At 49.6% G+C, this 14210-nt stretch carries 12 protein-coding genes, 11 tRNA genes and 2 rRNA genes (1 of these 25 only partly in view); 23 read left to right on the top strand and 2 right to left on the bottom strand.

Annotation, left to right across the window (positions count from 1 at the left end; genetic code table 11):
• The 21 genes from MKY48_RS08205 to yajC form a co-directional block, all read left to right on the top strand.
• Positions 1–1137 (top strand): 23S ribosomal RNA (locus MKY48_RS08205); it begins 1792 nt to the left of the window's first position.
• Between the two features lie 133 nt (positions 1138–1270).
• Positions 1271–1387 (top strand): 5S ribosomal RNA (gene rrf / locus MKY48_RS08210).
• Between the two features lie 9 nt (positions 1388–1396).
• Positions 1397–1472, top strand: a tRNA-Asn gene (locus MKY48_RS08215).
• 5 nt (positions 1473–1477) lie between these two features.
• Positions 1478–1569, top strand: a tRNA-Ser gene (locus tag MKY48_RS08220).
• A gap of 17 nt (positions 1570–1586) precedes the next feature.
• Positions 1587–1661: transfer RNA gene (locus MKY48_RS08225), tRNA-Glu, on the top strand.
• Positions 1662–1796: 135 nt separating this feature from the next.
• A tRNA-Val gene (locus MKY48_RS08230) sits at positions 1797–1872 on the top strand.
• An 87-nt stretch (positions 1873–1959) separates the two neighbouring features.
• A tRNA-Met gene (locus tag MKY48_RS08235) sits at positions 1960–2036 on the top strand.
• Between the two features lie 31 nt (positions 2037–2067).
• Positions 2068–2144, top strand: a tRNA-Asp gene (locus MKY48_RS08240).
• Positions 2145–2164: 20 nt separating this feature from the next.
• A tRNA-Lys gene (locus tag MKY48_RS08245) sits at positions 2165–2240 on the top strand.
• Between the two features lie 41 nt (positions 2241–2281).
• Positions 2282–2356: transfer RNA gene (locus tag MKY48_RS08250), tRNA-Gly, on the top strand.
• A gap of 4 nt (positions 2357–2360) precedes the next feature.
• Positions 2361–2437, top strand: a tRNA-Arg gene (locus tag MKY48_RS08255).
• 42 nt (positions 2438–2479) lie between these two features.
• Positions 2480–2559 (top strand) — tRNA-Leu (locus tag MKY48_RS08260).
• Positions 2560–2567: 8 nt separating this feature from the next.
• Positions 2568–2641 (top strand) — tRNA-Pro (locus MKY48_RS08265).
• A 147-nt stretch (positions 2642–2788) separates the two neighbouring features.
• The gene (locus tag MKY48_RS08270) at positions 2789–3502 is read left to right on the top strand and encodes a BofC C-terminal domain-containing protein (RefSeq protein ID WP_339271610.1); all 714 of its coding nucleotides are present in this window, start codon (positions 2789–2791) and stop codon (positions 3500–3502) included.
• A 213-nt stretch (positions 3503–3715) separates the two neighbouring features.
• A complete protein-coding gene (gene ruvC / locus MKY48_RS08275; protein WP_076320426.1) occupies positions 3716–4219 on the top strand; it encodes a crossover junction endodeoxyribonuclease RuvC in 504 nt (167 codons plus the stop codon).
• Positions 4216–4833, top strand: coding sequence for a Holliday junction branch migration protein RuvA (gene ruvA, locus MKY48_RS08280; RefSeq protein ID WP_339271613.1), 618 nt, complete (start codon positions 4216–4218; stop codon positions 4831–4833). Before ruvC ends, ruvA begins: the two co-directional genes overlap by 4 nt.
• A 34-nt stretch (positions 4834–4867) precedes the next feature.
• On the top strand, positions 4868–5875 hold the full coding sequence (gene ruvB / locus MKY48_RS08285) for a Holliday junction branch migration DNA helicase RuvB (RefSeq protein ID WP_339292684.1): 1008 nt from the start codon (positions 4868–4870) through the stop codon (positions 5873–5875).
• A gap of 57 nt (positions 5876–5932) precedes the next feature.
• On the top strand, positions 5933–8023 hold the full coding sequence (locus MKY48_RS08290) for a SpoIID/LytB domain-containing protein (RefSeq protein WP_339292685.1): 2091 nt from the start codon (positions 5933–5935) through the stop codon (positions 8021–8023).
• A gap of 5 nt (positions 8024–8028) precedes the next feature.
• Positions 8029–9060: a tRNA preQ1(34) S-adenosylmethionine ribosyltransferase-isomerase QueA gene (gene queA, locus MKY48_RS08295; RefSeq protein ID WP_339292686.1), complete on the top strand. Its 1032-nt coding sequence runs from the start codon at positions 8029–8031 to the stop codon at positions 9058–9060.
• Between the two features lie 20 nt (positions 9061–9080).
• Complete coding sequence (tgt, locus tag MKY48_RS08300; RefSeq protein ID WP_339271620.1) at positions 9081–10220, top strand: tRNA guanosine(34) transglycosylase Tgt; 1140 nt, start codon at positions 9081–9083, stop codon at positions 10218–10220.
• A gap of 47 nt (positions 10221–10267) precedes the next feature.
• On the top strand, positions 10268–10570 hold the full coding sequence (gene yajC, locus MKY48_RS08305) for a preprotein translocase subunit YajC (protein WP_339292687.1): 303 nt from the start codon (positions 10268–10270) through the stop codon (positions 10568–10570).
• A gap of 119 nt (positions 10571–10689) precedes the next feature.
• Here yajC and MKY48_RS08310 read toward each other — a convergent pair whose 3' ends face one another.
• Positions 10690–11079 carry a TIGR04086 family membrane protein gene (locus MKY48_RS08310; RefSeq protein ID WP_076320433.1) on the bottom strand — a complete coding sequence of 130 codons (390 nt, stop codon included), beginning with the start codon at positions 11077–11079 and terminating at the stop codon, positions 10690–10692.
• 192 nt (positions 11080–11271) lie between these two features.
• Here MKY48_RS08310 and MKY48_RS08315 point away from each other — a divergent pair, with 192 nt between their 5' ends.
• Positions 11272–12051, top strand: coding sequence for a DUF421 domain-containing protein (locus MKY48_RS08315; RefSeq protein ID WP_339292688.1), 780 nt, complete (start codon positions 11272–11274; stop codon positions 12049–12051).
• Here MKY48_RS08315 and spoVB read toward each other — a convergent pair.
• Positions 12048–13649 carry a stage V sporulation protein B gene (spoVB, locus tag MKY48_RS08320; RefSeq protein ID WP_339292689.1) on the bottom strand — a complete coding sequence of 534 codons (1602 nt, stop codon included), beginning with the start codon at positions 13647–13649 and terminating at the stop codon, positions 12048–12050. The genes MKY48_RS08315 and spoVB overlap by 4 nt on opposite strands.
• A 188-nt stretch (positions 13650–13837) precedes the next feature.
• On the opposite strand from spoVB, the gene MKY48_RS08325 reads away from it, so the two are divergent.
• Positions 13838–14095, top strand: coding sequence for a post-transcriptional regulator (locus MKY48_RS08325; RefSeq protein ID WP_076320436.1), 258 nt, complete (start codon positions 13838–13840; stop codon positions 14093–14095).
• The last annotated feature ends 115 nt before the right edge of the window (positions 14096–14210 follow it).

Genomic DNA, 14210 nt, shown 5'->3' on the forward strand with positions numbered 1-14210 from the left:
AAAAGGCCCAAGCGACTGTTTAGCAAAAACACAGGTCTGTGCGAAGCCGTAAGGCGAAGTATACGGGCTGACGCCTGCCCGGTGCTGGAAGGTTAAGGGGAGCGGTTAGGGAGTAATCCCGAAGCTGTGAACCGAAGCCCCAGTAAACGGCGGCCGTAACTATAACGGTCCTAAGGTAGCGAAATTCCTTGTCAGGTAAATTCTGACCCGCACGAATGGCGTAACGACTTGGGCGCTGTCTCAACGAGAGATCCGGTGAAATTTTAATACCTGTGAAGATGCAGGTTACCCGCGACAAGACGGAAAGACCCCATGGAGCTTTACTGCAGCTTGATATTGGATTTGGGTACGATCTGTACAGGATAGGTGGGAGCCTTTGAAGCATGAGCGCCAGCTTGTGTGGAGGCGACGTTGGGATACCACCCTGATCGTATCTAGGTTCTAACCTGGTACCGTAATCCGGTACGGGGACAGTGTCAGGCGGGCAGTTTGACTGGGGCGGTCGCCTCCTAAAGAGTAACGGAGGCGCCCCAAGGTTCCCTCAGAATGGTTGGAAATCATTCGAAGAGTGCAAAGGCATAAGGGAGCTTGACTGCGAGACCTACAAGTCGAGCAGGGACGAAAGTCGGGCTTAGTGATCCGGTGGTACCGCATGGAAGGGCCATCGCTCAACGGATAAAAGCTACCCTGGGGATAACAGGCTTATCTCCCCCAAGAGTCCACATCGACGGGGAGGTTTGGCACCTCGATGTCGGCTCATCGCATCCTGGGGCTGAAGTAGGTCCCAAGGGTTGGGCTGTTCGCCCATTAAAGCGGTACGCGAGCTGGGTTCAGAACGTCGTGAGACAGTTCGGTCCCTATCTGTCGTGGGCGTAGGAAATTTGAGAGGAGCTGTCCTTAGTACGAGAGGACCGGGATGGACGTACCGCTGGTGCACCAGTTGTTCCGCCAGGAGCATGGCTGGGTAGCTACGTACGGAAGGGATAAGCGCTGAAAGCATCTAAGCGTGAAGCCCCCCTCAAGATGAGATTTCCCAATTCGTAAGACCCCTTGAAGACCACGAGGTAGATAGGTTGGAGGTGGAAGTGCAGCAATGCATGGAGCTGACCAATACTAATCGGTCGAGGGCTTATCCAAAAACTATTTCAATGTGTTGCAAATTCGTTTCGTATCTAGTTTTCAGGTGATCAAAACTGAATTGTAAGTGTACAAGTTATACTTGCAAGGAGGATGATCACGGCATTTGGCGATGCCGGATCCTGAATATACGTTTGGTGGCGATAGCGGAAGGGTTCCACGCGTACCCATACCGAACACGACCGTTAAGCCTTCCAGCGCCGATGGTACTTGGACCGAAGGGTCCCGGGAGAGTAGGACGTCGCCAAGCGGTACATATTCCCTGATAGCTCAGTTGGTAGAGCACTCGACTGTTAATCGAGTTGTCACAGGTTCGAGTCCTGTTCGGGGAGCCACTTATGGAGAGGTGTCCGAGTTGGCCGAAGGAGCACGATTGGAAATCGTGTAGGCGCCAAAAGCGTCTCGAGGGTTCGAATCCCTCTCTCTCCGCCAGCAAGGACTGCATATATGGCCCGTTGGTCAAGGGGTTAAGACACCTCCCTTTCACGGAGGTAACAGGGGTTCGAATCCCCTACGGGTCACCACTTTCTTTAATGCATCAGGGGATGAGAATCCCGTCGGTTCGTCGGAGGGTAACTTCGTAAGCATAGACTTCGCAGTCTCGAACGAAGTGAGAGTATCCCCTACGGGTCACCATTATCTTTAACAACATTCCAGACGGAGGCTTAGCTCAGCTGGGAGAGCATCTGCCTTACAAGCAGAGGGTCGGGGGTTCGATCCCCTCAGCCTCCACCATGATTTATCCCCAAAAAGTGAAGCACATGCTTCGCAAGTAATTCCGATTACTTTTCGGGGGTCCCATATAAGCAACCCTTTTAATGACGCGGGGTGGAGCAGTTCGGTAGCTCGTCGGGCTCATAACCCGAAGGTCGTAGGTTCAAATCCTGCCCCCGCAACCAATTTTATATCGCGATAGCGATAATGCCTCATGGAACTGTGGTGTAGAGGCCTAACATGCCTGCCTGTCACGCAGGAGATCGCGGGTTCGAATCCCGTCAGTTCCGCCATTCTTTACTCTTAGTAATAAGAGCCATTAGCTCAGTTGGTAGAGCACCTGACTTTTAATCAGGGTGTCGAAGGTTCGAGTCCTTCATGGCTCACCATCTTTACCAAGAGAGCTTGAGACGGAATACATATTTACATTGCGGACGTGGCTCAGCGGTAGAGCATCGCCTTGCCAAGGCGAGGGTCGCGGGTTCGATTCCCGTCGTCCGCTCCATTTTGCGCCCTTAGCTCAGCTGGATAGAGCGTTTGACTACGAATCAAAAGGCCGGGAGTTCGAATCTCTCAGGGCGTGCCATTTTTTAAACTAATTTACTTACTCTATTTGAAATTTCATTGTGCCGGTGTGGCGGAATTGGCAGACGCGCGCGACTCAAAATCGTGAGGGAAACCGTGGGGGTTCGAGTCCCTTCACCGGCATTAATTAACGGGATGTAGCTCAGCTTGGTAGAGCACCTGGTTTGGGACCAGGGGGTCGCATGTTCAAATCGTGTCATCCCGATTCGAATCGAAAGACTGCTTTCAGTGTAACTGAAAGCAGTCTTTCTTTGTTATGGATTGAAAATGATGCTAATGGCAAAAGCGGAACTGAATAATTTGACAGCTTCCCGGTCACAATATGAAAAACATTGAATAGAAGGGGATAACCTTGAGTGTTTTTCATTTCTTTAAGAAGCTGTTCAGAAAACGGTGGAGACGCTGGAGACGCGCGATTTGGCCCTGTGCAATCCTATTGATCGCAGGTATCATGATATGGACCGGCCAGAATATAAAGGATCAGATGCATAAGCTGCTCACTGCTGCATCCGACGAAACGCCACTGGCCGTAGAAACGATGCATTACTTGCAGATCGCGGATGATAAGTTGGAAGAACGCCGGCAGGATCAGAGGGAATTTATGCAGAAGCTGAATACCTCGAAGGGAAAGAAGCATGTTCATGTTCGCATCACTTATGTATGTGGCATCGAAGAGCAGGATATGGGTAAGCTTACGGCGGACGGTATTTATGAACTGATGAATAAAAATCCTTTATGGCAGGGACGCTTGGATAACAAAGGAGTAGTTTGGCTGGAGCACACCGTATCCGACCTCTCCCCCGCCTGTAAGAGGCAAGCTTATATGAGTATCGATTCCCAAGGAAACTTAACGTTGTTTGATGGCCCACCGGAAGAAGAGAAAGTGATGCGGACCTTCTTTCAGCTGGATGTCGGTTCGATGGAGTCTTCTTTGCCCAAAGATGTGATCAAGCAGCTTGAAGATGGTATTCGAATCCAAGATATGGAAGAGTATAACAGTGTTCTGTCAACCTTTAGCGATTATGCACGGGATATGGCTGAGAATGTCATGAACCCGACCCCTTAAAATTGTCCCTGCTTTGTCGCTTGGTGACTGAAAATGCTGCTGCCCGGAATTTTTCCGGGCAGTTTTTTGCGTTGGAGGGGGATGTCAGCGGTCTCAATATAGTGGATACGTAACGGTTGCTTAAAGGATCAAAGTTTTTCCTCAACAGAGGTCGATCTTTTGTTATAATGAGAGAACGATACATATGTTCGCTTCATCAGAGGAGAGATTGGTTTGCGCATTTTAGGGATCGACCCCGGGATTGCGATTGTAGGTTTCGGGTTTGTAGATAAGGTTGGAAGTAAAGTCACACCGGTACAGTATGGCTGTATCCAGACGGAAGCCCATACACCGGATGAAGAGAGGCTGCAACACGTGTACGAAGGCATGCAGCAGCTTATTGATAAATATGAGCCTGAGGCCGTTGCTTTCGAGAAATTGTTTTTTAACCGCAACGTAACCACGGCGATGTCCGTATCCCAGGCCAGAGGAGTTCTTATCCTGGCTGCGGTCCAGCGCGGGCTCCCGATTGCAGAATATACGCCGATGCAGGTGAAGCAGGCGATTGTCGGCTATGGCAAGGCCGAGAAGAAACAGGTACAGGAGATGGTCAGGATGTTCCTAAAGTTGCAGAGCATTCCCAAACCTGACGATGTGGCGGATGCATTGGCAGTAGCGATCTGTCACGCGCATTCCTATACACTGAATTCCAAGTTAAATGAGGTATTGCGAAAATGATCGATTTTTTACGGGGACAGGTAGTCCACTTAGAGAGTGAATATATTGTACTGGATGTTCATGGGGTAGGATACCGGGTGTTCTGTCCGAATCCATATGCCTTTGCCAAAACCGAAGGAACCATCACGGTGTTTACACATCATCATGTCCGTGAAGATGCCATCCTGCTGTTTGGATTTCCGACACGGGAGGAACAGAAGCTGTTCCGTAAACTGATCGAAGTCTCGGGTATCGGTCCGCGTGTGGCGCTCGGCATATTGGGCGGGGGATCACCGGATCATGTGGTTTCCGCCATCTACCAGGAGAATGTATCCTTCTTAATCAAGCTTCCGGGAATCGGTAAGAAAACAGCGCAGCGCATGATTCTGGACCTGAAGGACAAGCTTGAGGGATTCGGAAATGCGAGCATGATGACAGGTCTTTTTGCCATCCAGGAGCCTGAATCGGATGATAGCGGCTCGGCGTGGTCCGAGGCTCGCGAGGGGCTGAAGGCGCTTGGTTATACGGATAGCGAGCTGGATAAAGTCTGGCTGAAGATCAAGGATTCCGGCGCAAGCGGCGAATCCGTCGATGTGCTCATGAAGCGGGCACTGCAGCAGCTATTCGCTGGTTAGATAGAGAATCGCTGCAGGAGAGGAGTTTATATAGATGGACGATCGAATTATTTCCGCCAATCTAATGATGGACGAACAGGCTGTCGAGCTTAGTCTGCGTCCACGCTATTTGGCTGAATATATAGGACAGAATCAAGTTAAGGAAAATCTCAAGGTATATATCGAAGCGGCAAAAATGCGTAACGAAGCGCTTGACCACGTGTTGTTGTACGGTCCTCCGGGACTCGGCAAAACGACACTGGCGAATATTATCGCCAATGAGCTTGGCGTTAATCTCCGTACGACTTCCGGTCCGGCAATCGAGCGACCGGGGGATCTGGCTGCACTTCTCACTAATCTGCAGGAAGGAGATGTCCTGTTTATTGATGAGATCCATCGGCTGCACCGGACGGTAGAGGAAGTGATGTATCCGGCGATGGAGGATTTTGCGCTGGATATTATGATCGGGAAAGGGCCAAGCGCACGCTCGGTACGTCTGGACCTGCCGCCGTTTACCTTAATTGGCGCCACTACCCGGGCTGGATTGCTCTCTGCGCCGCTTAGGGACCGTTTTGGCGTGGTAAGCCGTCTGGAATTCTATACGGTGGACGAGCTGAGTTACATTGTGTCACGCAATGCGGATCTTTTGGAGATCGAGATATTAGGAGAGGCAGCAGAAGAGATTGCCCTGAGGTCGCGCGGGACGCCCCGCATTGCCAACCGTCTCTTGAAACGGGTCCGTGATTATGCCCAGGTTCGAGGAGATGGCATGATAACGCCAAGCATCGCTCAGGAAGCGCTGAAAATGCTGCAGATCGATCCGATGGGACTGGACTTTATTGATCATAAAATGTTGAGCGCCATGATCAAAAGCTTCCGTGGGGGACCTGTAGGTCTGGATACCATCGCGGCAACCATTGGAGAAGAAAGCCAAACTATTGAAGATGTTTATGAACCGTATCTCCTGCAGATCGGTTTCTTGCAGCGTACACCCCGGGGACGGGTTGTAACGCCCACAGCTTATCAACATTTAGGTATTCCCTTCCCTGAAGATCGTCGTTAGATTATAGAATCATTACACTCATACCAAATCCTAATAGCTACAGGAGGAAAGACTTAAATGGATAGGAACTGGACGAAATCATTATTCGGTTGGACCACCAAGGGACTCTTGTCACTGGCTGTTGCCGGAACCTTATGGAGCTCGCCTGCAGTACATGCGGCCGCTCCTTCAATAGATACGATTCGAGTTGCGATGTTTTTGGATCTGGGAAGTCAGTATAAATCAACAACCAATGCCGTTACACTGAAATCCGCTGAGGCTCTGACGGCATCGCTGCTTGTATCCGGTGCTCAGCAGACTTTGATGAGCATTCCAGCAAACCAGCAGGTCCGAATGAGTGTGGATACATACCGCGTCAAGGTGCTTGAGACCACGGATTGGAAAACGGCTTCGGAAGCGGCGAAAAAACTGGAGGCGACGAATGACAAACCGACGCTGTTTGCAGACGGCAATGTATACAAACTATATGCCGGTATGTATGGGACAGAGAAAGCGGCCGTGGACGCGGCAACGCGAACTGCGAAGACGGTAGCTGCATATCTGAATGGTCAAACGCCTTCTGTTAAAGGCGGACTGCATTTGTCTGCGGGATCGTACGGATCGGAGGCTGAGGCGGAGTCTGTACGTAAGACGTATGCAAATGCCGGCATGGATGCCTTCAATGTTGTGGTACCTAACGGAGGTGCATCCGCTTATGAGGTTTGGGTAGGCGAGGCAGCCAACACGGCCGATCTGGCTGTAGTCAGACAGGAAGCTGCTCCAATATCCGGCGCCCTCGTTGAAATGAATGCCGCAACCACGGGTCTGATGATGAGACGAGATGTAAGCCTGAACCTGGCGACTCCTCAAGAGACACAGCATTATATGTTGTCAGGTGGTCAGTCGGTTCTGCGGGTAGAAGGAAGCTCAGGTGCCGGAACGAATGTGAAGGAGCGATCGGATCGCTCCTATCGAGGCGCTTTGGAGATCGGACAAAAGAACGGTCAATTGTATCTCGTCAATGAACTGCCGTTCCAGCAGTACCTGTATTCCGTCGTTGGAGCCGAGGTGCCATCTACTTGGGGTGTTGAAGCGCTGAAAGCACAGGCTGTAGCGGCACGCAGTTATGCGCTCTTCCAAGGAAATAAGTTCGAAGTAGCCCATGTCGTGGACACAACGCTAAGCCAGGCCTATTATGGGACCGCCTATGAGTATCCAAGCATTATTCAGGCAGTGGATGCAACTGACGGCGAAGTGGTCATGAAAGACGGCAAAATAGTGGAAACCGTGTTCTCCTCCAATAGCGGAGGAATGACGGCGGACTCCACCGAGGTGTGGGGTAACCGTAACGATCTGTTTGCCGCGGTGGAAAGCACTGGAGATTCCTCATCCCAGGCAGCGCTTAAATCTTGGTATCATGTACTTCTTCCGAGTGGCGCTACAGGCTATGTACGTGAGGACAATGTGAAGGAAACCGGCAACAAAACATCGGCAGGACTCCTGTATATGACCGTTACCGCCAAGGATACGAATGTACGCCCATTGCCATTGATCCAATCGAACGTTGAGCCTGTAGGCAAGATGAATCCAGGAGAAACGGCTGTCGTCCTTGAGAAAGTGGCGGAATCCAACAGCTATGACTGGGTTCGCGGTCCGTATACTTCGGATCAACTACTGTCCTCTCTAAAAGGAAAAACCACTAACAGCCTGCCTGCTTCTATTACTTCGCTGGATGTAACGGAGCGAGGCCCTTCTGGACGTGCCCTTACGGTGAAAGCCAACGGTCAAGTGCTGGACGTAAAATATCCGGATATGTTCCGCTCGGCTTTTAACGGACTGCCAAGCACATTGTTTGATATTGAATCGACCGGAAGTTATACTGTATTGAGCGCGAATGGTGCGGTATCCACGGTTTCAAGCGGCCAAACTATATCCGTTATCTCAGGGAGCGGCAACGGAAATGTCAAAGGTTCCGGTACCGTTGTGATGAATGGAACGGGGAAAGCACGTGTGATTGAAAGCTCTTCCGGCTTTAAATTTACCGGTAAAGGCTTAGGCCACGGACTGGGCATGTCCCAATGGGGTGCCAAAGGAATGGCAGATGAAGGGTATGATTACAAGCAGATACTCCAACACTATTACCGCAACACGACTATTACGAAGGACTGAACGACATGAATGTGGATTTGTATGATTTTGAATTACCCGAACACTTAATTGCGCAGACGCCACTGCTTGATCGAAGCTCTTCCAGGCTTCTCACGCTGGACAAAGAGAACGGACATATAAGCCATCAAACGTTTGCGGACATCATAGACAGCCTGAATCCGGGGGATACACTCGTATTAAACGATACCAAGGTCATACCGGCCCGATTGTTTGGTGTAAAGGAAGACACCGGTGCGAAAGCAGAGGTCCTTCTGCTGAAGAATATGGGGCAAGACCGGTGGGAAGCACTTGTAAAACCCGGCAAGAAGCTGAAAAAAGGGAACGTAATTTCCTTTGGGGACGGTAAATTAAAAGCGATCATTGAGGAAGAAGGCGAGATGGGTGCTCGCATCCTATCCTTTTCGTATAAAGGGATTTTCCAAGAAATCCTGGATGAACTGGGGCAAATGCCGCTTCCGCCATATATTAAGGAGAAGCTGGATGACCGCGATCGGTATCAGACCGTATATGCGAAGCATGAAGGATCTGCAGCCGCTCCCACGGCTGGCCTGCACTTCACGGAAACTCTCCTGGAACAGATTCAGGCCAAGGGAGTAGACATCGCCTTCATTACCCTGCACGTGGGACTGGGGACATTTCGTCCGATGTCCGTGGAACAGGTTGAGGATCATGTCATGCATGAAGAGTACTATTCCCTTTCCCAGGAAACCGCTGAGCTGCTGAATGAAACGAAGCGGCGCGGCGGCCGGGTTATCGCTGTAGGGACTACCTCTTGCAGAACGCTGGAGACGGTTGGATCGGCGCTGAAAGGCGAGCCGCTGCGTGAGAGCAGCGGCTGGACAAGCATTTTCATATATCCCGGATATGCTTTTACCGTCGTGGACGCGCTGATTACGAATTTCCATCTGCCGAAATCCACGCTGGTGATGCTGGTCAGTGCGCTGGCCGGACGCGAACACATTATGAAGGCGTACAAGGAAGCTGTTGAGAAGGAATATCGATTCTTCAGCTTTGGCGACGCGATGTTTATCTATTAATTCGGAGGTTGGTTAATACAATGGTAGCAGCTGTTACTTATGAACATATTAAAACGTGTAAACAATCGGGCGCGAGGCTCGGCAGAGTGCACACCCCGCACGGCGTGATCGATACGCCGACATTTATGCCTGTGGGAACATTGGCAACGGTAAAAACCATGAGTCCGGAAGAACTAAAGGCTATGGATGCCCACATTATATTGAGCAACACCTATCATCTCTTTTTGCGTCCTGGACACGATATTGTGAAGGGAGCGGGCGGACTGCACAAATTCATGAACTGGGACCGTCCGATCCTGACCGATAGCGGAGGCTTCCAGGTATTCAGCTTAGCAGAAATGAGAAAAATATCGGAAGAAGGCGTACATTTCCGTTCCCACTTGAACGGAGATAAACTGTTTATCTCCCCGGAAGTCGCGATGGAGATCCAGAACGCGCTTGGATCTGATATTATGATGGCTTTTGATGAATGCCCGCCTTATCCTGCGGAGTATGAATACGTTAAACAATCCACCGAGCGGACCTCTCGCTGGGCTGAACGCTGCTTAAAGAGCCATGCCAGACCGGAAGACCAAGCCCTATTCGGCATCGTTCAGGGAGGCATGCATGAGGATCTGCGCCGTCAGAGCGCCCGTGATTTGACTTCCATGGATTTCCCGGGTTATGCTATTGGTGGACTTAGTGTGGGAGAATCGAAGCAGCTTATGTATGAAGTGCTGGATTACACGGTGCCCCTGCTGCCGAACAATAAACCTCGCTATTTGATGGGAGTCGGATCACCCGATGCGTTGATTGAGGGCTCGATTCGTGGTGTGGATATGTTCGATTGCGTGCTTCCGACGCGGATCGCTCGCAACGGGACAACGATGACAAGTCAAGGCCGTCTTGTCGTTCGAAATGCTCAATATGCCAGGGATTACGGACCGCTGGATCCGGAATGTGACTGCTACACTTGCCGTAACTACTCGCGTGCTTATTTGCGTCATCTGATCAAGAGTGATGAAACGTTTGGATTAAGATTGACGACGTATCATAACCTGCATTTCCTGCTCAATTTGATGCGTAACGTGCGTCAGAGTATTATGGAAGACCGTCTGCTTGATTTCCGCGATGAGTTTTTTGATAAGTACGGCCTACATGATAATGAAAAAGGGTTCTAAAGCAAGTTCATGGCCATCATGATAAGTTTGTGAAAGGGGGGAAAGATATGTTAGATTTAGCAGCTGGTGCAGGTCAAGGCGGAGGCGGTATTTTAGGGTTGATTCTGCCTTTCGTTTTGATGTTTGTCATCTTTTATTTTCTGCTTATTCGTCCACAGCAGAAGAAACAGAAGACCAGAAACGCAATGCTTAGCGCCTTGTCAAAGGGCGATAAGGTGGTAACCATTGGAGGCCTTCACGGTACAATTGTGGAGATTACCGACGATATTGTGGTTTTGAAAGTGAACGATGTAACGAAGTTGACGTTCGATCGTAACTCTATCAGCCATAGTGTGAATGCGGATGCATAATTACGTTTCACCTACATATGGAATGTAATCGTTATAACAAAGGCCGATTCCTTTTAGGAGTCGGCCTTTGTTTTTTAGCATGGTAGTGAGATGCTCGCCAGGAGCGTTAGTTTGAAACTTTATTTTTTTAAGTTGACCCCGAACATTCCCCCGATGGCGCCGGCGGCAAATACCGTGGCAATCAGCGTCAAATCTCCGAGAGATAAAGAACTATCCAAAGCAAGAAAGCCAATGACGAGCAGCGTAATGCCATATATCAGCCCTGTCAGGCAGCCGTAATACCAACCTTTGTTTCCTGCGCGCTTGCCGCTCACACAACCTCCGATAAAGGCTGCGATGGCATGTACGAGAAACGTGTAGAACGATAAATCATCTTCGGCTAATCCGCTGCCCCATAGAAGCAGGGATAACGCAAACGCGCCAAGAAACATCCAGAAAAAAGAATACAAAAGTCCTGAAAGAATCGGATTGGAGATCCTGAAAGTGAAAACTCGCCGGATCGGTTCCATGAATCATCCCCCTTAACTAATCTTGATCATTAAATTGTATGGCCAAGCCTGTACATATAGTACAAACTGAGCGTTTTGCATTCGGTTTTGCATGATTTCCATTAATTAATCCGTTGTAATCGAATGGGAAAAGCTATAGCAGGCCAGAATAGCTGTACATGAGAATGTTCGACAAGCTAGGAGGGATTGTTTATGTCTCATATGACTATTCTGATTCTGCGGACCATTCTGATGTATGTGGTCATCTTTGTCACCATGAGAATCATGGGCAAACGGGAAATCGGAAAGCTGTCCATCTTCGATTTGGTCATATCCGTTATGATTGCAGAGATTGCCGTTTTTGTTCTGGAAGATGTCCAAAAACCGATTTGGGAGGGACTTGCTCCTATCGCCGTTTTGGTTGCCATTCAGGTAGGTCTTGCTTACATCGGACTGAAAAATCGAAATATACGGCTGTTTGCCGACGGAAAGCCAAGCGTATTGGTGTCCCGGGGCAGGCTGCACCGTAAGGAGATGGCAAAGCTTCGCTATAATCTGGATGATCTGATGCAGCAGCTAAGGGGCAAAGATATTGACAGTCTGGCGGATGTTGAATTTGCGATACTTGAAACATCCGGTCAGCTCACCGTGATTCCAAAGGATACGGGGAACAGCTCCAACAGCAGTTCGAACAACTCTTCAAGTTCATCCAACACCTCAGGGGCCACCAATTTTTCATCTACTTCATCCCAATCCGAAAAGAACCCTACAGTCGTAGATATTCCTTACGATAAAATTACGTATGAAGGCCTGCCCATCCCGCTTATATTGGATGGAAAGGTGCAGGACGAGAACCTTGAATTAATCCATAAAACGCGGTTCTGGCTTAAGAACGAGATCCAGAATTACGGTGCTAAGGATTTTAAGGATATTTTTCTATGCTCTATTGACCATAAAGGCCGGATTTACATTGACCGTAAAGACAGGATCTAACGACGGCTGAATTTGTTGAACCAGGTGCCGACGACAGGCACACGATCCAAATCTCGCGGTGTTACCAGCTTGGTCATAAAAATCATGATGAAATAGACCAGAATACCAACTGTAATGGAAGCCCAAAATTGCAGCCATGGCGCGGTCGAAAACGGAAGATGTTTGTACCCATAGAGGACACAGGCACCCATAATGATCATAACCGCCCCGATTTTGACATAATCCAGCAGACGGAATCGAAAGCCGATCAGTCTCGATAGGCTGAAACCGTGGAGTAATGTAACGGCAATACTGTTTACGATAATGGCAATGACGGCCCCTATTATGCCGAAGGCGGGATTGGATGCCAAAAACACGATGAGGCTCATTTTGATGATCGCCCCGAATAACGTGTTGAGTAATGCCCGGCCCGGACGGTCCAGAGCTTGCAAGGCAGCTTGAAGCGGGGACTGCACATACAGGAACAAGGCAAACGGCGCCATGATTTTGAGCATATCGCTAATCTCCGCGTTGTTGTATAGGAGCAGGCATAATGGCTCAGCCAGGACAAACATAATGATGGCAAACGGAGCTCCGGAGACAAGGGCTAGCCGAAGGGATTGGTTCATTCGTTTGTGGATGGTCGTCCGGTCATTGCGGGCGGCTGCTTCCGAGAGTGAAGGCACCAGAGAGATGGCCAGAGAAACCGTCAGAGCACCGGGCAATAACAGGAGCGGGATGATCATCCCTTGCAGTGCCCCATACTGAGCGGTTGCTACGGATGTCGCTATACCTGCCATGGCCAGGCTGCGGTTGGTCAGAATCGTCTCCAGCAGGTAGGAGAATGAACCTACCATCTTGCCCCCCGTCACAGGCAATGCAATACCGAATAAACGTTTCAGGATGCCTTTATTCGAGGAAGAGTCTTCTTTTGCAGTTTTTTCGGATATGACTTCTTGCGGTTTAGGTAAAAGTTTGTTCCTAGGTCGTCCCTCCCCGGGATATTGCAGCAGCAGGGCTATCATGCCAATCAGTTCCCCCACGGCTGTTCCGAGCATGGCACCCGCAGCCCCGTAAGCGATGCCTTTGGGCATCAAGAGATGCGCAAACCAGAGCATGCAAATAATTCGGACAATCGTCTCGATCACGGAGGAGCTTGCGGAGGGAATCATGTTCTGTTTGCCCTGGAAATATCCACGGTAGACCGACGAAACGGCAATGATGATCAACATGGGTGTCATGCTGATAAAGGTTTGGTATACACGCTCGTCCGGCAAAAGCACGCCGGTTACCCAAGGGGCAAGGAGCAGACTAAGTCCCGTAAAGAGGGCGCCTGCTGTAACCGTCAGCATCAGGCTGACATGCAGGATTTGCTTGGAAGCATCACGCTTTCCGGCACCTTCCGCTTCGGCAACCATTTTGGCAATGGCTAGCGGAATTCCGCCGGTAATGATCGTCACGAGCACGATAAAGAAGGGATAACCCAGTTGGTAAATTCCGACACCCTCGGGTCCAATGATCCGGGGGAGGGCGATCCGGGGGATAAAACCGAGTAGGCGGTTTAATATGCCGGCTGCAAGTAAAATCAGCGTTCCTTTAATAAATGATTGCTTGTTCACTGTCCATCCCACTCCCTGGTTAAGACTGAATATGGTGACACGACATGGCTATTCTTATGGATATGCCCTACCTGTCCCATCTGATGACTTTACTTTTTTTTCAGGACATGGTAGGAATAGAAGGAAAGCAATGTATCCTGTCGAATGTAACTTAGGGACAACAGGGAGTCAGTGAGGAGGCCATATGCATGGAACTCGAGCAAATGAGCGAGGAAGAATTGATGAGCACCATTGAGATGGTATGCTTGAGCAAGGTTGAGGAAATGCATTTGATTGGGTACGAATATGTGACTAGCGACGATATTTGGAACTGTGTCAGCAGTAAATATGAAAAGGAAGGCATCCCCTCCCTCCACAAACTGGTCAATGACATTCTGTCCTTGAAGGCGACAGCTTTAATGAACTATATGACAATATCAGCATATAAGGGATCTTCTTTCGATTAATCGAAGAGGTCCCTTTTGCCTTGCGGATATAAGGGTTCATTCATAAACCCGACAAATTTTGATAAATTGACTGGGTTTTATGACATCGCTATAATAGGAATATTGAGTAAAAAGG

The organism is Paenibacillus sp. FSL W8-0187, assembly GCF_037969755.1.
Classification (GTDB): Bacteria; Bacillota; Bacilli; order Paenibacillales; family Paenibacillaceae; genus Paenibacillus_AQ.